This is a genomic window from Pseudoalteromonas neustonica (assembly GCF_001653135.1).
Lineage (GTDB): Bacteria > Pseudomonadota > Gammaproteobacteria > Enterobacterales > Alteromonadaceae > Pseudoalteromonas > Pseudoalteromonas neustonica.
In genome coordinates, this window is the sequence record NZ_BDDS01000031.1 from 1 (window position 1) to 19,602 (window position 19,602).

19 protein-coding genes and 1 rRNA gene are annotated in these 19,602 nt (G+C 40.5%); 16 read left to right on the forward strand and 4 right to left on the reverse strand.

Annotated elements, in window-relative coordinates; all coding sequences use genetic code 11:
* Positions 1-228: 228 nt before the first annotated feature.
* From rrf to A7967_RS21095, 3 genes are all read left to right on the forward strand, one after another.
* A 5S ribosomal RNA gene (rrf, locus tag A7967_RS21085) occupies positions 229-343 on the forward strand.
* A 640-nt stretch (positions 344-983) separates the two neighbouring features.
* Positions 984-1,478 carry a hypothetical protein gene (locus tag A7967_RS21090; RefSeq protein ID WP_064436084.1) on the forward strand — a complete coding sequence of 165 codons (495 nt, stop codon included), beginning with the start codon at positions 984-986 and terminating at the stop codon, positions 1,476-1,478.
* A gap of 5 nt (positions 1,479-1,483) precedes the next feature.
* Positions 1,484-3,187: an LruC domain-containing protein gene (locus A7967_RS21095; protein ID WP_064436085.1), complete on the forward strand. Its 1,704-nt coding sequence runs from the start codon at positions 1,484-1,486 to the stop codon at positions 3,185-3,187.
* A 105-nt stretch (positions 3,188-3,292) separates the two neighbouring features.
* On the opposite strand, the gene A7967_RS21100 is transcribed toward A7967_RS21095, so the two are convergent.
* The 3 genes from A7967_RS21100 to hslR form a co-directional block, all read right to left on the reverse strand.
* Positions 3,293-4,831: a phosphoenolpyruvate carboxykinase gene (locus A7967_RS21100; RefSeq protein WP_054456056.1), complete on the reverse strand. Its 1,539-nt coding sequence runs from the start codon at positions 4,829-4,831 to the stop codon at positions 3,293-3,295.
* Positions 4,832-5,096: 265 nt separating this feature from the next.
* A complete protein-coding gene (hslO, locus tag A7967_RS21105; protein WP_054206830.1) occupies positions 5,097-5,942 on the reverse strand; it encodes an Hsp33 family molecular chaperone HslO in 846 nt (281 codons plus the stop codon).
* Positions 5,943-5,954: 12 nt separating this feature from the next.
* Positions 5,955-6,332 carry a ribosome-associated heat shock protein Hsp15 gene (hslR, locus tag A7967_RS21110; RefSeq protein WP_054206855.1) on the reverse strand — a complete coding sequence of 126 codons (378 nt, stop codon included), beginning with the start codon at positions 6,330-6,332 and terminating at the stop codon, positions 5,955-5,957.
* 265 nt (positions 6,333-6,597) lie between these two features.
* On the opposite strand from hslR, the gene gspC reads away from it, so the two are divergent.
* The 13 genes from gspC (at position 6,598) to A7967_RS21175 (ending at position 18,620) form a co-directional block, all read left to right on the forward strand.
* Positions 6,598-7,545 carry a type II secretion system protein GspC gene (gene gspC / locus A7967_RS21115; RefSeq protein ID WP_054206831.1) on the forward strand — a complete coding sequence of 316 codons (948 nt, stop codon included), beginning with the start codon at positions 6,598-6,600 and terminating at the stop codon, positions 7,543-7,545.
* 23 nt (positions 7,546-7,568) lie between these two features.
* Positions 7,569-9,629 (forward strand): type II secretion system secretin GspD, encoded by a 2,061-nt coding sequence (gene gspD, locus A7967_RS21120; RefSeq protein ID WP_054206832.1) that lies wholly within the window; start codon positions 7,569-7,571, stop codon positions 9,627-9,629.
* Positions 9,622-11,181 (forward strand): type II secretion system ATPase GspE, encoded by a 1,560-nt coding sequence (gene gspE / locus A7967_RS21125; protein ID WP_054206833.1) that lies wholly within the window; start codon positions 9,622-9,624, stop codon positions 11,179-11,181. Before gspD ends, gspE begins: the two co-directional genes overlap by 8 nt.
* 2 nt (positions 11,182-11,183) lie before the next feature.
* A complete protein-coding gene (gspF, locus tag A7967_RS21130; protein WP_064436086.1) occupies positions 11,184-12,419 on the forward strand; it encodes a type II secretion system inner membrane protein GspF in 1,236 nt (411 codons plus the stop codon).
* 74 nt (positions 12,420-12,493) lie between these two features.
* A complete protein-coding gene (gspG, locus tag A7967_RS21135) occupies positions 12,494-12,916 on the forward strand; it encodes a type II secretion system major pseudopilin GspG (protein WP_054206835.1) in 423 nt (140 codons plus the stop codon).
* Between the two features lie 46 nt (positions 12,917-12,962).
* Positions 12,963-13,568 carry a prepilin-type N-terminal cleavage/methylation domain-containing protein gene (locus tag A7967_RS21140; protein WP_054206836.1) on the forward strand — a complete coding sequence of 202 codons (606 nt, stop codon included), beginning with the start codon at positions 12,963-12,965 and terminating at the stop codon, positions 13,566-13,568.
* Positions 13,568-13,942 carry a type II secretion system minor pseudopilin GspI gene (gene gspI / locus A7967_RS21145; protein WP_054206837.1) on the forward strand — a complete coding sequence of 125 codons (375 nt, stop codon included), beginning with the start codon at positions 13,568-13,570 and terminating at the stop codon, positions 13,940-13,942. Before A7967_RS21140 ends, gspI begins: the two co-directional genes overlap by 1 nt.
* Entirely contained in the window at positions 13,943-14,563 is a 621-nt protein-coding gene (gspJ, locus tag A7967_RS21150) for a type II secretion system minor pseudopilin GspJ (RefSeq protein ID WP_054206838.1), read from the forward strand.
* The gene (gene gspK / locus A7967_RS21155; RefSeq protein WP_405630569.1) at positions 14,553-15,545 is read left to right on the forward strand and encodes a type II secretion system minor pseudopilin GspK; all 993 of its coding nucleotides are present in this window, start codon (positions 14,553-14,555) and stop codon (positions 15,543-15,545) included. Before gspJ ends, gspK begins: the two co-directional genes overlap by 11 nt.
* Positions 15,542-16,750 carry a type II secretion system protein GspL gene (gspL, locus tag A7967_RS21160; RefSeq protein WP_054206840.1) on the forward strand — a complete coding sequence of 403 codons (1,209 nt, stop codon included), beginning with the start codon at positions 15,542-15,544 and terminating at the stop codon, positions 16,748-16,750. The genes gspK and gspL overlap by 4 nt, the downstream gene beginning before the upstream one ends.
* Complete coding sequence (locus tag A7967_RS21165) at positions 16,747-17,220, forward strand: type II secretion system protein M (protein ID WP_054456060.1); 474 nt, start codon at positions 16,747-16,749, stop codon at positions 17,218-17,220. Before gspL ends, A7967_RS21165 begins: the two co-directional genes overlap by 4 nt.
* A 2-nt stretch (positions 17,221-17,222) precedes the next feature.
* Entirely contained in the window at positions 17,223-17,981 is a 759-nt protein-coding gene (locus A7967_RS21170) for a type II secretion system protein N (RefSeq protein WP_054206842.1), read from the forward strand.
* An 18-nt stretch (positions 17,982-17,999) separates the two neighbouring features.
* Positions 18,000-18,620 (forward strand): UPF0149 family protein, encoded by a 621-nt coding sequence (locus A7967_RS21175; protein ID WP_064436087.1) that lies wholly within the window; start codon positions 18,000-18,002, stop codon positions 18,618-18,620.
* A gap of 391 nt (positions 18,621-19,011) precedes the next feature.
* On the opposite strand, the gene A7967_RS21185 is transcribed toward A7967_RS21175, so the two are convergent.
* On the reverse strand, positions 19,012-19,371 hold the full coding sequence (locus A7967_RS21185; RefSeq protein WP_054206845.1) for a hypothetical protein: 360 nt from the start codon (positions 19,369-19,371) through the stop codon (positions 19,012-19,014).
* Positions 19,372-19,602: the final 231 nt, after the last annotated feature.

A 19,602-nucleotide genomic window follows, 5' to 3' on the forward strand; every position in this document is an offset into this window, starting at 1 on the left:
GTTAAGCTAACTTGTACTAATTACCCGTGAGGCTTAACCATACAACGCCAAACGCGTTTTATGTGACTGTTTAAGCGCAGAAGTTAAGATTGTAGGTCGTGATTTATCGCGACAACTAAAGTAGATTACTGGCAGCTGTAAGCGATAAGCTTAAAGTTGTAAGAAGACAATTATCAGCATTTTCAAATTTTAGTTAGTGCGTAGAGATACGAACTGACACCAAATTTGCTTGGTGACAATAGCGTTTTGGACCCACCTGATCCCATGCCGAACTCAGTAGTGAAACGAAACAGCGCCGATGATAGTGTAGCATTTGTTATGTGAAAGTAGGTCATCGCCAGGCTCCAAATAAAGAAAGCCCGACTCATAGAGTCGGGCTTTTTTACGTCTGCAGGAAAGTGAAAAAGCGAGCAAGGTGCAAGGTGGCCAGTGTCGCTCGGGCGCTCATCTGAAAGCGAAACACCTCCATATATCGGCTGTTGCGATAAATCACGACCTACAGTAGTGCGTTTAGTTTATTGTCAACAACAACTGAAAAGTGAGCCACTCGAGTCTTTGAATAATGATCCACTATTTATACCAATCGACTTAAATATTTAACCATTCTAGCGGGCTAAATAAAGCGCTAACAGCGTTAGTGATTTTTCAAGTAGTAACAACTACATGTCAAAATTTCTGCCTTGTTATCACTGTATTTACCTGTCGCTATAAGTGGTCAGTAACTTAACATGATTGGTATTATTAATATTTTACATTAATCCGCCTTGTTTTTTTTCTTCGACTCTATAACTCCACATTCATTTGAATATCTCTGTTGTGGTCAACTAATTCCGGACTCCTTATAAGTAACCGAAAACTCGCTTTCTGCATTGCATTTTAATAATAAGATAAATTAAATTTTATATTAAGCTTAAAAATCAGTTACTTAAAATTGGCTTAATTACTGCTTCATTAACTATTAATTAATACAGTGGAGATGACCTATGCTCAGGAAATTATTATGCTTAATCTTTTTTACGCTTGTATCTGGTTGCGGCGGTTCCGGTGGGGATACTACAGCAAGCCCAGTTGTAGTAACGCCCCCCGTTGTAGTTGAGCCTGTTGATAACTCACTAAAAGACGTCGTGGTCCCATCAGGATTTGATTGGTCAATGAATGATGAGGTGAGTATCAATTTTAAAGTTGTAAGCACTATAACTATGATAGACCAAAGTGGAGCTGGTATTGGTGGTAAACATTTTATAAAGGTTACTGCTATCGATCAAAACTCAGAGCAAGTGGGCACTACATTGCTCAAAGCCCTAACATCACGAACTGGGCAGTTAGAGAGCACGCTTAAATTTCCTAATGAGTGGAGTGGAATTAAAGTTGAGGCTAAGGTTGATGGGGTAGTTTGTACTGAGACGTTTTTAAAAAATGTTTTGTTGGGGGACCTTGAGATTAAGTGTCCAGTTGAAGTTAATGCAGAAGAAGGATAACCGCGATGAGTCTTAAAAAAATTATTTTAGCGTCTGTATTATCTCCTTCATTTTGTGTAATAGCCGCAGCAACAAGTACAAGCACGGTGGATAACCAAGATGGGACATTTACATATACTCAGCGTATAAACAAACAAAGTACAGCACCTCATTATTTAGCTCCTCAAAACTATGGCTTTGATTTTTACTCGCATTATTCTCAAGATTATGGTTGGCAGCATAGTTTTGAAAACCTTGAAGATCCATTACTTAAAATACAAAGTGCCACGTTATTAATTCGAGGCTATGACATTGATTCTGAGTCTTTTCATGGAACGAGTGGTGAATATGATGGTATTAGTGTGGATGGTTCAGAGCTTAATCCTGGCTTGCTACAAGGTACTAACGGTACATGGTCTGAAACATCATTTGATGTGCCTTTGTCAGCCATAACTGACGATGGTTTAGTTAATGTATTTCTTGATATAGATATGAACCACGACTACGTGAAATGGAAAACAACTTTAGATTATAGTGAGCTGGTCATTACGTATGCTATAACCCCGAATGATTCACCATATTTGCCTGTTCTAACAGTAGAAAATGAGAGTTGCCTATCGCCAGATAAAGATCTAGTTATTGTGGTTGATAATACAGAAAATGCAGATCCCGATGGTGACAGCGTTACCTACCAATATCGTTGGTTTGTTGATGTAGGCCAAGGTGAAGTTGTTGATGATGAAATAGTGGGTAAAACAGATCACTCAGGTAGTACTGTATTAGCCTCGCAAGTGCAAGGTGGTGAAATATGGCGTGTGCAGGTCACCGCGATTGATAGCAATGGTTTAATTAGTAATCCTGCATTTTATACATGGGAAGTAAGTGCTGATACAGACTCTGATTGTGATGGGATTAGTAATATTGATGACGATTATCCAAACGACCCACAAAGAGCCTCAAATAACTATACTGTTAAATCAACCCTAGCGTTTGAAGACTTGTGGCCTAATAAAGGCGACTATGACTTAAATGATTTTGTTATGGGTTACACCTTTAATGTTATAAAAAATGCAGATAACCAAGTGAAGCAGATTGACCTAACTGGATCTATCAATGCACGAGGTGCAAGCAATGCAAATGCATTTGCTTTAGCATTTGATAATATTTCAAATGGGAGCGTTCAAAGTGCAAGCATTGATATAGCAGGTAATACACGTTCATTGGTTGCTGAAGCGGGACACACAAATCAACTCGTTTATACATTGGTTGAAAACATTCATGATGTAACAGCAAGTGCTAATGGGTATCAGTTTTTTAATACGCAAAGTGGTGATGAAAGCGATGTAGTACCAGTAACAATGAGTATTATATTTAATGACACTGTGAATACTTCAGATATTGGTAACGCTCCCTTTAACCCATTTATATACCCGGTAAATGATCGTGGGCGTGAAGTGCACCTTCCTAATCATTCCCCTACAGCGTTAGCAAACGCTGATTTATTTAAAACGGGTGACGATAATTCTGAAGTAGGTGGAGCACAGACATACATGACAACTGATGGTCACCCTTGGGCGCTCGATGTTACTTCAGTTTGGTCACATCCAATTGAAAATGTGGATATTGTTAATGCATACCCAATGATTAAAGAGTGGGCTGAAAGCAAAAAAGGTAAAAATACTACTTGGTATAATGAACCAGTAAAAGGTAAGTGTTGGAAGTGTAATTAATACCAATTTAATGAAACTAGTATTATAGGTTCAGTTATTTTAAATAAAAGAGTAGATCAAAAACGCCAGCTTTAGCTGGCGTTTTAATGTGGCGACTAAAGTTAATTAAGCTTTAGGGCCTGCATTTTTAATATCGTCTGAGACATCATACTTAGCGAAGTTTTCAGTGAAATCAGCAGCAAGCTTAGTCGCGTATTCAGCGTACTTTGCTTTATCTTCCCATGTGTTAATTGGGTTAAGTAAATTGCTGTCTACACCTGGAACTGCTACTGGCACGTCTAGGTTTAAAACATCGATGTGCTGAGTTTCAACACCAGCCAGCTTACCAGATACGATTGCATCAACAACAGCACGTGTTGTTGGGATATCAAAACGCTTACCAGTGCCGTAAGGGCCACCAGTCCAACCTGTGTTAACAAGGTATACTTTGGCACCAAACTCACGTACACGCTTCATAAGAAGCTCAGCGTAAACACCTGCTGGACGTGGGAAAAATGGTGCGCCGAAACACGTTGAGAATGTTGACTCAATATCGCTGGTTGAACCAATCTCTGTAGAGCCTACTTTTGCAGTGTAGCCACTTAAGAAGTGAAACGCTGCAGCTTCTTCAGTAAGGATTGATACCGGTGGTAATACACCGCTTACATCACATGTTAAGAATACAACGGCTTTTGGTTCACCAGCACGGTTTTCTACTTTACGCTTTTCAACGTGTTCAAGTGGATAAGCTGCACGGCTATTTTGAGTTAGGCTTGTATCGTGAAAGTCAGGAATGCCTTTATCATCTAGGACGACGTTTTCTAGGATAGTTCCAAAGCGGATTGCATCCCAAATAACTGGCTCATTCTTTTGTGAAAGGTCGATACATTTAGCGTAACAGCCGCCTTCGATGTTGAATACGCTGCCTGGTGCCCAGCCGTGTTCGTCGTCACCAATTAGAAAGCGAGTTGGATCTGCTGATAAGGTAGTTTTACCTGTACCAGATAGACCGAAGAACAATGCTGTGTCGCCAGCTTCGCCTACGTTAGCTGAGCAGTGCATTGGTAATACACCCTTCGCTGGAAGTAGGAAGTTCTGAACAGAGAACATTGATTTTTTCATTTCACCGGCATAACGCATACCTGCTAGCAATACTTTACGTTGTGCAAAGTTGATAATAACGGTGCCGTCGCTGTTAGTGCCATCACGTTCTGGATCACATACAAACGAAGGTACATTCATTACCTGCCACTGGGGTAAATCAGATGCATTGTAAGACTTAGGTTCGATAAACATGTTTTTGGCAAAAATATGATGCCATGCAGTTTCTGTTGTAACAACAACAGGTAAATAGTGCTCTGGATCAGCGCCAACTTCAAGGTGAGAGATGAAGTGGTCGTTGTCTTGCACATGTGCTTCTACACGTGCCCATAAAGCGTCAAATTTATCTGCATCGAAAGGGCGGTTTACATTACCCCATTGAATTTCATTTTCAGTACTTGATTCTTGAACAATAAAACGATCTTTTGGAGAACGGCCAGTACGGCGACCAGTGTTCGCAACAAAAGCTCCATTGGCGGCTAAAGTCCCTTCGCCACGACGGATCGCGTGTTCGACAAGTTCAGCTGCAGTTAGATCGACAAAACGAGTAGCGCTTGAAGTCATGTTTATACCTAAATTGTGTGAGATTGAACGGGATAGCTCTGGGTTCTTAATAACCTTAAGCTGTAATTATAGTAACAGATGGATTAGGGATATTCGAGCCTATGAAAGCTTTAAAAACACATATATTTAGTAAAAAACATGAATAATTTCAATGATACCGGTGTCATGAAAGTTGTTAGTTTTATGACACCGGTATCATTTTTTATGAACAAAAAAGCTGCAGTGTTTACAGCTTTTCAATGTGTACTTTTTTAAGAGGGGGTTCTTAGTTAAAAATGGCTTTGATTTCTTGCTCGTTAAAAGAGTAGTCTTTTAAGCAATAATGACAGCTAATTTTGATTTCACCGTTTTCAGCTACGTCGTTAAGTAATTCTTGCTGACCAATATTAACGAGTGCGGTAATCGTTTTCTCTCTGCTGCAACCACATTTAAATTGGATTGCTTGTGGCTCGTATACACGAGGGTTATCTTCATGATAAAGGCGAGTCAGTACAGTGTTAGCATCAAGCTCTAGTAACTCTTTATCTTTAATCGTATTACTGAGTGCCTCTAGATGTGTAAAATCAGTAATAGATTTTTCTTTATTCACAGGTAAAACTTGCAGTAATAAGCCGGATGCTTTGGCTTTATCTTGAGTTGTATCAGTGGCAAACCACAATCGTGTCTGCAGTTGTTCTGATTGGGCAAAGTATGCTTCTAAACATTCTGCAAGCGTATCGTGCTCTAGTGGTACGATACCTTGGTAGCGCTCGCCCTTATCAGGTGTAATAGTTAATACCATCACACCATTACCAATTAGTTCTTTAACAGTACTACCTGTTACTTCACTTTGTATGCGAGCGATACCACGCATATTTTGTTTATCATCACCATTAATAACCGCATATTTTACAGGACCATCACCTTGTAATTGTACTGCAATATCACCTTCAAATTTTAATGTGGCTGTTAATAAGCACGTTGCAACGAGTAATTCACCTAATAAGGCTTTTACTGGTGCAGGGTAATTATGGCCTGCAATCATCTCATTGTAGGTGTGCTCAATTTGGACTAGCTCGCCGCGGACGTCTAGTTTTTCAAATGTATAACGGTGAAGTAGATCTTGTTGCATGGGTCGCTTTACCTAACTTGATTTCATTTTTAAAAGTTCGCGTCTTTGCTTTTTATCGGGTTTACGATCCGGATGTGGAGCAAAAAAGCTATTATTTTTGCGGGCGATACTATTTGCCTCGCGTTTTTCAATACTAGCTTGTGATTCTAGATATAAGGTTTGAGCAATGGGGGCACTTAAACGTTTATCAACTAATTTAAGTACAGTGATGAGCTTTTCATCAACACCTTGTGCTAATTTAATTTGTGCGCCTAGTTCAACTATTTTACTGGGTTTTGCACGTTGCCCATTATAATGTACTTTACCACCTTGTACCATGTCTCGTGCGGTGGCTCGGGTTTTATAAAAACGTGCAGCCCACAGCCATTTATCTAAACGAATGGCATTAATATCATCAGCTGAAGTCGAATTGCGGGTGTTTCCTTTTGAACCATTACTTTTTGACAAAATAGCACTCTTTTATTTCGCTGATCACAAATACAAAATTTAGCACGAAACCCACATTTAAAGAAATAGTTGGTGAGTTTTGTAGTGAAGTAAAAGCCCTAATTTACCTTGTTTACAAAGTTTAATATTAGTGCGCTTGTTGAATGAAAAATGAAAAGGTACTATAGGGCAGAGATATGGCAGTAAATTAAAATAAGAAATGGCATTTATGGAACAGCAATTACAGCAGCTAAAACATCTGGTAAATAAATTACCCCACGCTAAATTAAGCTGGGTGGTAACTCTTTTAGCTATTGTTTATATTGCTTTTTTATTAGCTAAAGCGTTTTGGCTTGCATGGCCAGAGCCTACGAATTTAGCCCTTCCACCAAGCAGTATGAATGCTGCAAATAATTCATCCGAGCGTGTAAATTCTAAGTCAATATTAGAGCAGAATTTATTCGGTAAAGCCGATGTTGTGCTTGGTAAACAGCCTACCAAACAAGCTAAAGTGATTAATAATGCACCTGAAACACGGTTAAGCATTAATTTAACAGGGATTGTAGCCGTTAGTAATAATGATTTAACGGGGCTTGCGGTTATTGAGTCGCAAGGACAACAATCTACTTACCTTGTTGATGATGTAGTGAAAGGAACACGGGCAAAGCTTGCTCAGGTATTACCTGATCGAGTGATATTAGATGTGAGTGGGCGTTTTGAGACATTAATGCTTGATGGACTCGACTTTACTAAAACAGTCTCAATGCCTGTTTTGGCTCAGCGTGAAGAGGATGAGTCGGAATTAGATGAGGGCCCACAGATGGAAGGTGATCGTCAAATTGATGCCACATCTAATCAAGAAGTCAAAGAAGCAATCATAGAAACCCGAGAAGAACTATTAAAAGATCCTGGTAAATTATTTGATTACATCCGTGTATCTCAGGCAATGAAAGACGGCGAGCTTGTTGGCTATCGCTTAAGTCCAGGTAAAGACCCTGTGCTATTTAAGCAAATGGGATTACAAAATAACGATTTAGCTGTATCGATTAACGGCTATCAACTAACAGATTTAAAACAGGCCATGTCAGCCATTAATGAGCTGCGTAATAGCACCGATGCCAATATCACTATTGAACGTGATGGTGAGCAAATCGATGTACAATTTAGCCTGCAATAACTTAGCTTTGGAGTTTTAAAATAATGGTTCACGCGCTACACCTCAAAAAAATCAGAAAAGGGTTAGCTAAGTACGCAACACTTTTTTTTGCGGCCAGTTTATCTTTGTCAGTATCTGCCGTTGAGTACGCTGCAAACTTTAAAGGGACCGATATTAACGAGTTCATTAATATCGTAGGTAAAAACCTTAATAAAACAGTGATCATTGATCCTAACGTACGCGGCAAAGTAAATGTTCGCAGTTATGAGCTGATGGATGAAGCGCTCTATTATCAATTTTTCCTAAATGTGCTTGAAGTTTACGGTTATTCAGCTGTAGAGATGGATAACGGCATTTTAAAAATCGAAAAAAGCTCTGACGCTAAAAAGTCGAATGTTCCACTGATCACTGAGGATAATCAGGCCAGCGGCGATATGATGGTGACGCGAGTTGTTCGCGTTAAGAATGTTAGCGTGCAAGAGCTTGGTCCGTTAGTGCGTCAATTTAGCGACCAAAAAGATGGCGGTCATGTTGCTAACTTCAATGCCGCTAACGTTATGATGTTGACGGGTCACGCAGCATCCGTGAATCGTTTAGTCGAAATCATTCGCTCTGTTGACCAAGCGGGTGATAAGCGCGTTGATATTGTAAAACTAAACTTTGCCACGGCAGACGACGTGGTTTCAGTGGTTGAGAATATTTACAAAGATACAGGTAAAGGCAGCGTTCCTGAGTTTTTAATTCCTAAAGTGGTTGCCGATGGCCGTACAAACAGCGTTATAGTTAGTGGTGAAGGCCAAGCAAGAACCCGCGCAATTGAGCTTATTAAGCGTTTAGATGGTGAATTGCAAAATCAAGGTAACACAAAAGTTATTTACCTTAATTACGCCAATGCTGAAGATCTTGTTAAAGTACTGCAGGGGGTAAGTAAAACACTTGGTGAAGAAGGCCAAGGAGGGGCAACCAAAACCCGTAGCCGTAGTAAAGATGATACAAGTATTGAAGCTCACCCAGATTCAAACTCGCTGGTAATTACCGCTCAACCAGACACAATGCGATCACTTGAATCAGTTATTGCACGCTTAGATATTCGCCGTGCGCAGGTACTCGTAGAAGCAATCATTGTTGAAGTTATGGAAGCTGATGGTATCAACTTTGGGCTGCAGTTTATCTCAGAGCAAGGCGGAATGATGCAATTTAACAACGGCAATTCAGTCCCTGTAGGGTCGCTGGCCGTTGCAGCTGAGGTCGCACGTGATAAAACAGTAACAAAAACCCTTACCGGCGTTAATAACGAACTAACAGAGTATGATGAAACTCAAGAAGGTGATTTAGGCCCATTAGGCGCATTACTGGGTGGTATTAATGGTTTAGCCATGGGTATTGTTAAAAATGACTGGGGCGCGATCATCCAAGCAGTGTCTACTGACACCAACTCAAATATCCTTGCCACTCCATCCGTAACAACGATGGATAACGAAGAAGCGTCAATGATCGTTGGTCAAGAAGTACCAATTATCACGGGCTCGCAAACAGGCTCTAATAATAACAACCCATTCCAAACTGTTGAACGTCAAGAAGTTGGTATTAAACTCAAAGTAACACCCCAAATTAACGATGGCAGTGCTGTTCAACTTATTATTGAACAAGAGGTTTCTGGTGTAAGTGGCGCCACTGCGGTGGATATTTCAATTAATAAGCGTGCTATTAAAACAACGGTAATGGCTGATGACGGTGGTATGGTTGTACTAGGTGGTTTGATTGATGAAGATGTACAAGAAAGTGTATCTAAAGTGCCGCTACTAGGTGATATCCCTATTTTAGGGCATTTATTCCGCTCTACCAGTACCAGCAAACGTAAACGTAATCTCATTATATTTATTCGCCCGACCATTATTCGTGATGGTATAAAAATGAATAAATTAAGCCACTCAAAATATAACTTTATTCGTGGTGAGCAACAAATAAAGCGAGATGACGGGATTGATTTGATGCCGCTAACTGATTCGCCAATATTACCAGAGTGGAATGACGCATTAATCTTGCCACCAACGTATGAAGAATACTTAAGAAAGCAAAATGCAGACGAGCGCAACGATGACTGATGCAATCACTGAAATCAGCGAAGAGCATGCAAAGCCACAAGATAGCAGCGACTTGATGACCAGCGATGATCTTGTTGAGCTACCCAATAAGCGTTTGCCTTTTTCGTATGCAAGGCGTGCGGGTATGTTATTAAGCAAAAATAATGATGACCGTGTCGTTTTCTACCGTGGTGAATTGGATATTGAAGCCCTGCTAGAAGTACGCCGTATTGCCGGTCATGGCTTTACACTTGAGCAATTACCAGATGATAAATTTGAATTGTTGCTCGAGGCATCGTATCAACGCGATAGCTCTGAAACTCAGCAAATGATGGAAGATATCGGCAATGAAGTGGATTTATTTTCATTAGCAGAAGACATGCCACAAACTGAAGATTTACTCGCTGGGGATGATGACGCGCCAATTATTAAATTGATCAACGCTATGCTTAGTGAGGCAATCAAAGAGGGTGCATCTGATATTCACATTGAGACCTTTGAGCAAGAGTTAGTAATTCGCTTTAGGGTTGATGGTGTGCTTAAAGAAGTACTTAAACCAAACCGTAAACTGGCCTCTTTATTGGTTTCGCGTATCAAAGTAATGGCGAAACTCGATATTGCTGAAAAGCGAATTCCGCAAGATGGTCGTATTAGTTTACGTATTGCAGGTCGTGCTGTTGATGTACGGGTATCAACCATGCCATCTAGTTTTGGTGAACGTGTAGTACTTCGTCTACTTGATAAAAACAATGCACGTTTAAATCTTGAAGATTTAGGAATGACTTTACGTAATCGCGAGTTATTCTCTGATTTGATAAGTAAACCGCATGGTATTATTTTGGTGACCGGGCCAACCGGCTCAGGTAAAAGTACCACGCTTTATGCTGGTATGAGTCAAATTAACTCTCGCGATCGCAATATATTAACGGTTGAAGATCCAATTGAGTATGAAATCCCAGGTATTGGCCAAACTCAGGTCAACGCAAAAGTTGATATGACCTTTGCTCGTGGCCTTAGAGCGATTCTACGCCAAGATCCTGATGTCGTAATGGTTGGTGAAATACGTGATTTAGAAACGGCTCAAATTGGTGTGCAAGCATCACTGACTGGCCACTTAGTTATGTCAACGTTACATACCAATACAGCAGCGGGTGCTATTTCACGTATGGAAGATATGGGGGTAGAGCCTTTCTTACTTTCATCGTCATTATTAGGTGTGTTGTCACAGCGCCTAGTACGTACTTTATGTAAAAGCTGTAAAGAAGCTCACACCGCAGATGAGCGTGAATGCGAATTACTCGGCGTGCCGTTTGAGAATCCACCGACAATTTACCGCGCAGTGGGTTGTGAAGAATGTAACTTTAATGGTTACCGTGGACGTACGGGTATTCATGAGTTACTTGTTGTTGATGAAACTGTACGAGAGCTTGTGCACAGTGGTAAAGGTGAGCAAAGTGTTGAAAAATACATTCGTAAACATACACCAAGTATTCGTCAAGATGGCTGTAGCCGCGTATTGGCTGGTAAAACGACCCTTGAAGAAGTGTTACGTGTAACACGTGAGGAAGGTTAATAATGGCTGCGTTTGAGTATCGCGCGTTAGATGGTCGTGGCAAAGATAAAAAAGGTATTTTAGAAGCGGATACCGCTAAACAAGTTCGTCAATCCCTGCGTGAACAAGGACTCACTCCATTAGAAGTGATCCCCGCAGCACAGGGAGATAAACAGGTTAAAGGTGAAAAAACTACGTTTTTAGGTGGTTTTTTTAAACCAAAAATATCTACATCGGATCTTGCATTAATCACTCGTCAGCTCGCTACTTTAATTCAGTCAGCACTGCCTGTTGAAGGTGCTGTTATGGCTGTCGCTGAGCAATGTGAAAAGCCACGCTTGAAGCGCATGTTGATGTCGGTACGTTCTAAAGTTGTAGAAGGTTACACCCTTGCGGATGGTATGTCTGAGTTTCCGCACGTATTTGATAACTTATACCGAGCAATGGTTGCGGCAGGTGAAAAGTCAGGCCATTTAGATGCTGTTTTGAATCGTTTAGCAGATTACACGGAACAACGTCAGCACATGCGCAGTCAAATAACGCAAGCAATGGTATATCCGGTTATATTAGTTATTTTTGCAATCGGCATTGTATCCATTCTATTAGGTACTGTAGTGCCTAAAATATTAAAAACGTTTGAAAAATCTAAACAGGTTTTACCATGGACGACAGAGTGGGTAATGGCCGCGAGTAATTATGTGCAAAATTACTGGTTTATAACTCTTGTGCTGTTTACGTTGCTTGTTATAGGGATTAAACACGCATTAAAACAGCCAAAAATTCGCTTTTGGTATGATGCTAAAATTTTAATATTACCCGGTATTGGTAAGGTTGCGCGTAGTATAAATACGGCTCGTTTCGCGCGCACGTTGAGTATTCTGTCATCGAGTTCGGTGCCATTACTCGAAGGTATGCGGATCTCTGGCGAGGTACTGATTAATGAAAAAATTAAGAAAGCGGTAGCGGATGCATCAACGCGTGTCAGTGAAGGTGCGAGCCTTCGAGCATCGCTACAAGAAACCAAATTATTTCCACCGATGATGCTACATATGATCGCCAGTGGGGAAAAATCGGGTGAGCTTGAGCAGATGTTAGAGCGTGCAGCGAATAACCAAGACCGTGAATTTGAAAGCATGGTAAATGTCTCGCTAAAACTCTTAGAGCCTGCGATGATAGCGTCAATGGCAGTGATCGTATTGTTTATTGTTATGGCCATATTACAACCTATTATGGCGATGAATAAAGCGATTGGGCTGTAACAGTTTCAGGGATATCGTAATGCACTTTACTGTATTGCGATGAATTAATTATTAAGAAAAACAGAGGTACATACGTGAATAAACAATCAGGTTTCTCATTGCTAGAAGTTATGGTGGTACTGGTTATCATTGGCATGATCATGTCAATCGTGGCACCAAATATTATGGGTCAACAAGAAGAGGCGGCAATCGATAAAGCGCATTTGGATATCCAGCAGCTTGAAGATGCAATGAGTCTTTATAAATTAAAAAATAAAGCGTACTTAACGACAGAGCAAGGCTTAGAAGGTTTAGTGACACAAACCAGCGTAGAGCCAACTCCTAGACGTTTTCCTGAAGGTGGTTTTATTTCTAAGCTACCAGAAGACCCATGGGGTAACCCATATCTATTAATCAGTCCAGGTGAAGTGGGTAAAATTGATATTTTTTCAATGGGACCAGATGGCGAAGCGGGCACTGATGATGATATCGGTAACTGGGACGAAGAAAAACAGTAATGCATAATAATTCAGCGGCGTTATTCTTTTTAGTGCAGGGCTTATCATGTTCTTAAGCCCCACAGCTAACTCACGCGCTACAAAATTGAAGCCACCAACGCGTGGCTTTAGTTTAATTGAAATACTCGTTGTGTTGGTGGTCATCGCCTTTGCAACAAAGATGGTGGTATACAGCCTTGATGGCGGTGTTGAAGATGAGCTTGATAAGCAAGCGCTGAGGCTGCATACCACCATTAATATGGCATCTGAATTTGCAATATTAAATCAGGTTGAATTAGGTTTTCATATTGACGAAGATACCTTTGAATTTTTAGTATTTGATGGCGAAAAGTGGATTGTGTTCGATCGCGATAAACTGTTTGCACCCATTAAAGTTGATGAGCGTCTTAAATTGACACTTAATCTAGAAGATCTCGCATGGGCTCAAGATAACCTTTTAGAGCAATCTAACTGGCAGGAGCTGATGAGCGGCGGTGATGACGATGATTTTTTAGAGCTTAAAAAACTTAAAATCCCGCAAGTCCTTATTTTATCTTCTGGTGAAGTTAGCGCGTTTCAACTTGTTTATGAATTAAAAGATGAAAGAGAGCCTCTGTACTTCATTGAAGGGGAGTTTTCTGCTCCTGTAAACCTACGCCGAGAACCTGAATAATGCTTAATAATAAAGGTTTTACTTTACTGGAAGTGATGGTGGCGTTGAGTATATGCGCTATGGCGGGTATTGCTGCTATGCAGGCAACGGGCGATCACATTAATCATTTATCAAGCCTTGAAGAGCAAACTTACGCATCATGGGTTGCTGAAAATGTATTGGTTGAACAACGGGCAAAAGGCAATAAATGGCAAGGAAAAAACGGCGCTAAAGGCACTGAGGTTATGGGGGGCGTTGAATGGTATTGGCGACAAGACGTGGTTGCCACAGCTGATAAAACCTTTGTAAAAGTGACTATTAATGTTTTTAGTGATGAAAAACTAGAATACTCAATCTATGAACTTACTAGCTACTTAAATAAAGGTGGTCGTTAAGTGAAGCAGCGCGGATTTACCTTATTAGAAGTGATGGTAGCGCTGGGCATCTTAGCCTTTGTCATTTTGGCTACTCATCAAATACTGGATTCGACCACTAAAGCAAAAGAAGCGTCGGACGAAAAAATTGCAGAATTAAATGGTTTGCAAACGACATTCAGGCTAATGGATCAAGATTTTAGCCAAATGACAAAGCGAGCCGTTCGCGACGAATCTGGCGATATACAAGAGTTTTATCTATTAGCGGGACGTTATACATTAAATAGCCAATATGACGGCATAGGCTTTGTACGCGATGGTTGGGTAAACCCAATAAATTTATTACCTCGCTCAGAACTACAAGCAGTGGGTTATCGCGTGATAGATGACAACTTAGAGCGTGTGCATCGGGTGTATGTGGATCAGCTTGATAATCTTGAACCGCGTGTGCAAGTAATACTCGAAAATATTGAAGATCTTAAATTTGAGTTTTTAGATGACAAAATTGAATGGCAAGAGCAGTGGCAAAAAAAGGAACTCCCTAAAGCGGTTGCTGTGACTATTACGCGTATTGATGAAGAGCCATTAAGGCGCATATTTTTAGTGCCAGGTAATGGCCAAGGGGGCAGTGTTGAACCATAAACCCCAGCAAGGCGCCGCACTCATAATTGTGTTGTTTATTGTTGCTTTAGCTTCAATATTGGCAGTTGAAATGAGTAGCAACCTGCTAATTCAGGTACAGAAAAGCACCAATATTCAAGGGCATCAGCAAGCAAAATGGTACGCCTATGCAGCGGAAGAGTTGGCAATAAAGGCATTGTTACAAAGCAAAAAAGACGATCCGGATAAAACCACACTAAAGCAGATTTGGGCTCAACAAGGTGATGTACCATACCCTGTTGATAATGGCACACTTCAAGGTAAAATTATTGATTTACAAGCGTGCTTAAATTTAAACGCATTGCGTGTAAAAGCAGCAACACAAGCAGGGAGTACAAGTAGAACAAACCCTGCACATAAGGCTCTACTTGCATTGCTTGAAAATATTGAAGACCTGCAATCAGATGAATCAGAAGAAGCGATGGCTGACAGTGTGTTTGATTGGCTAGACGAAGATAGTATTACGTATCGTTCGGGTGCAGAGGAGGACGAATACTTGTCGCGTCAATTTCCGTATATGACAGCGAATAGTTATTTTGCCTCAACATCAGAGTTACGTTTAGTTAAGGGCTTTAACCCGCTTGTAATGGAAAAAGTACTGCCTTACGTATGTGTTATACCAGGTAGTGAGTTATTGGCAATTAATGTTAATACGCTCGACCCCGAAAATGCCTTATTGCTTAGCGCAATGATTGATGGTTTGGATATATCTGGGGCGCAAGCCGTTTTAGCAGCACGCCCAGATGATGGTTTTTCAAATATAGAAGAATTTTTTGAGCAAGTGAATCAACAAGGGGCTCAAAATGTTAAGTCCGTTGAAAAGTTGTTCACCATAAATAGCGAATATTTTAAATTACAATCGCAAGCTGAATTTGTTGAGCTGCGTTTTTCGATGACCACATTACTGCAAGCCAAAGATGGTGAAGTAACGATACTGGCGCGAAAATTTGGAGGCGTACAGTGACAGAAATACTTTTGATCCGCACGGGTCAAACCCAGCAAGATAAAATTAATTGGTTGATTTACTCACCACTAGAACAAGAAATTATTGCCAGCGGTGACTTACCCAATGCAGAGCAATTGAGTGAGTTAACTGAAAAATCACAAAATCGAGAAGTGGTGGCATTGCTGCCTTGTGATCAAGTACAGCTTAAAACCGTTGAGCTACCTACTAAGTGGAATCGTAAACTCGAACAAGCATTACCCTATATGCTTGAAGAGGATATTGCGTGTGATGTTGATGATTTATTTATAGCGATAGCTGAACCGTCAATGATTGGTGATAAGCACGCAATTAATGTTGCGATGACAGATCGCGACTGGTTTGAATCTTGGTTAGCTGTATTTGTTGAGCATGATATAGAAGTATTTAAATTATTACCCGATGCAATATTACTACCTACAGCAGAAAATGATGCCTTAAGTGTAATTGAGCTGGGCGAACAGTGGTTGTGTAAGCACGGCCTGTGGCGAGTTGGCGCAGTAGAGCAAAGCTGGCTAGCAGAATATTTAGCAGCGCTAGGTAATCCACATGTTGAGCACTATAGCCCTGCGTCACAATTCCCTGAGACAATTGATTTAACAGCGCAGACAGATGCTTATGATTTACCATTAGCGTTATTTGCAAAGCAATTACCGAGTGTGAAGTTCAACCTTCGCCAGGGGCAGTACCAACTTAAAAAGAAAACGTCTTTATGGTGGGGATATTGGAAAAATGCTGCGATAGCAGCGAGCGTTGCTTTAGTGGGGTCAATCGTTATTAAAGGTGTTGAATTGCACCAATTGAATAGCGAAATAGACATAGCAAAAACACACGTTGTTGAACGTTACCAAAAAGCCTTTCCGGGTAAAGCACTGAACCCTCATCTGATTAAAAGCCAAATTAAAGGTGAGCTCGCCAAACTTGATGGCGTTAGCAGTGCAGGCTTTTTAGACCTTACCAATGAGCTGGTTAGTGTGTTTAGTCAGGTTCAAGAGTTTAAGCCTGAAACGCTACGTTATGATCAACGTCGTAATGAATTAAGAGTGCGTGCTCGGGGTAAAGATTTTCAAACATTTGGTAAAGTTAAAGCAATCCTTGAGCAGCGTGGTTTAACAGTTGATCAAGGGTCATTGAACAATGATGGCGACTTTGTAGTCGGTGAAATAAAACTACGAGGTGCAGCATGAAACAACAGTTACTAAAACATTGGCGTTCTTTAAAAGAGCAAGAACAACAGTTAGTAATGATTGCGGGTGTTATTTTTGTTATTTTTGTACTTGTTATGGGGATTTTTAGACCGCTCAATAATGCCATTGCTGAAGCACAGAAAAATCAGCTTAAACAGCAAGAGTTATTGACTTGGGTTGATACCAGTATTGTTAAATTGAAAGCTGGAAGTTCACGTGCTGTCATCAACAACCAAAATCTAAGTCAAATAGTCAATGCAACGCGTGGCCGTTACGATATTACAATTAGTAAAATGCAGCCGAACGACAACGCACTAAGATTAACGATTGACACAGTGCAATTTAATAAATTAGTGCAATGGCTAGATGAGTTAGTAAATGACAAAGGTGTGATGATCGAAAACCTCGATTTGAGCCGCGATGACAAGCAAGGCTATGTTCGAGTTAGCCGATTGGTATTAGAGAAGTAAGCATGAAAAAAACAGCCACACTTATAGTAATATTTATCATTAGTTTTATCGTGTTTGCTTTGTTAAAAACGCCCGCTGCTGTGGCGCTTAACCTTGCGAGTAAATACGTGCCTCAAGACGTACAAATAGGCAAAGTGTCAGGTACTGTGTGGCAAGGCCGAGTAATGCAACTTCGTTATCAGGGGGAGCAAATTAATAGCTTAACATGGGACATCTCTGGTTGGGCGTTATTTACAGGACAGCTTAAAGGTAATGTTAAGTTTGGTAATGCACGTGAAAAGACGGATATATCCGGTCGTGCAGATTTTAGCTATGGTTTGTTTAATCAAGCTATAACATTGTCAGATACAACACTGCGTTTAACTGTTGAGCGAGCGATGATGCGCTTACAGTTACCTTTGCCAATCAATGCCAAAGGACGAGTGATTGTACAATTGGATGAATTTTCTTCAGGGCAACCGTATTGCAATGCATTACAAGGTGAGATTTCTAGCCAGAATATTGATGTTCAAGGTTTATCTGGTTGGTTTAGCATTGGCCCTCTTAGCGGCCAGTTAAGCTGTAAATCAGGTGATGTTGCAGTGTTGGTTGATCCAGATAATCGCCTAGGGCTCGCAGCCGATGCAACACTCAAAGCGAATATGAACTTTAAGGTCGCAGGGTATATAAAACCTGACGCGTCACTACCAAAAGAAGTGCATGATGCGACTAAGTTTTTAGGCCGTGCTGATAGCGATGGCCGTTTTCCATTAAATTTTTAAGTGTTATTGAGTTATCTTATGCAAATACCTGAATTTACTCTGCAACATAGTCAGCAACTAAGTGCATTTTTAGCGAGCCGAAAAGGCGCAATGACATTGCCGCAAAGCCAAGGTTATTTATTCGCGATAATATGTTCGCCCGAGCCGTTAGATGTTCACGAGTGGCTTGAGCAGATAATACCTGATACACAAGGGCAACTAGAGGAGCAGATGTTATTCTCCTTTATGGCTATGTACCACCAAATTAGCGAGCAAGTCTACGAAACGGGTTTTAAACTCCCTGTAAGCTTGCAAATAGGTGCTGATAATGAAAACTACCTAGATTTACATGAATGCCAACAGTGGTGCTTGGGGTTTGTACACGGCTCGCAATCTTATGTTGGTAAGTTAATGCAAGCAGGTTCACTTTCCGTTGAGTTAAAAGAAGCATTGCAAACAGCTTATGCGAGTTTGGGATTTTTTGCTCTAGAGCCTGAAGTGATAGCAACAATTGCTCAACAAAATCAGTTAAGCGATGCGCAACTGAGTCAGCAGCAATATGAGTTAATGGGTGATTTTGCACTAGGTTTTGCTGAACTGATAGAAATCATTGCAGTACAAAGTGGCTTATATACGGATGAGGAAGACAGCTGGAACTAGGGCGTGTTGACCTTTGTGGATTGAAATTCGTTCAATCTAGGGGCTATTTAATCGCGGCGCGAGGTTTGTAACCTAGCAGGCTAAGTAAAAACCGAGCAAAGCTTGTACGTCCTGCTCACGCCCTTTACCTACATCCGTGTAGGTAACAAAGAGTCAATCCCCCTAGGGTATATAGCAGGGGATACCTGCTATATTAGATCAAGTATGATTTCAGTACAGTTTTGCGGGCATTTAGCGATGCCTTTTCCATGCTGCTGAGTTTTTAAATCTAACGTCAGCACTCCTTGGCACTTTTCGCACTTCACGGTCTGTCCTTTAGCGAGCTTTTTCAGCAAGTTTTTATGCTGGTTAAACGACGCGCTGCTTTTTTTTGTTAATGCTGAGAAATCCACTATTTAGCTCTATTTTCTATCAGTGACTCGGATACGATAGAACACACTGTAGCTAGACGATCTTCATAAAAATATAAATTAAGGTCTTTACTATTACAGTAACGCGTATGGAACAACTGCAGTTGCTCATCTGTTTTTAAGGTATCTTCTAGATACTCGCGTTCAGATCCTGATAGTGTGAGTGCAGAGCTAATTCGGCTTTTAGCCATGCTAGCACCTCTACCTCGGTTTATATTTCCAGCATCACTGAGTACGCCAACACCTTCCCCTAATAGTTTTTCTCTAGGTTCTTTTATCATTGGGTGGTCGATAGTAAATAACGCAAGTATTACAACAACAAGTACAAGAAATTTCTTCATATGAATAAACTTTGATCTAAGCGGGTATGAATTGACCACTAGTGTAATAAAATGCACCTTTGTAAAGCAAGTAAGTTAGGTGAATAAATTATTAGCATTGAATTTCAGTTTTTCTAAATAGAGTTGGTATAATGCTTATGAACAATTAGATTTTTCAGAAATCTCTGAACATAACGAAGCGCTATGTCGGTTTCTGCACTATTTTTAGTATGAGCTTTCTATATTTTATTT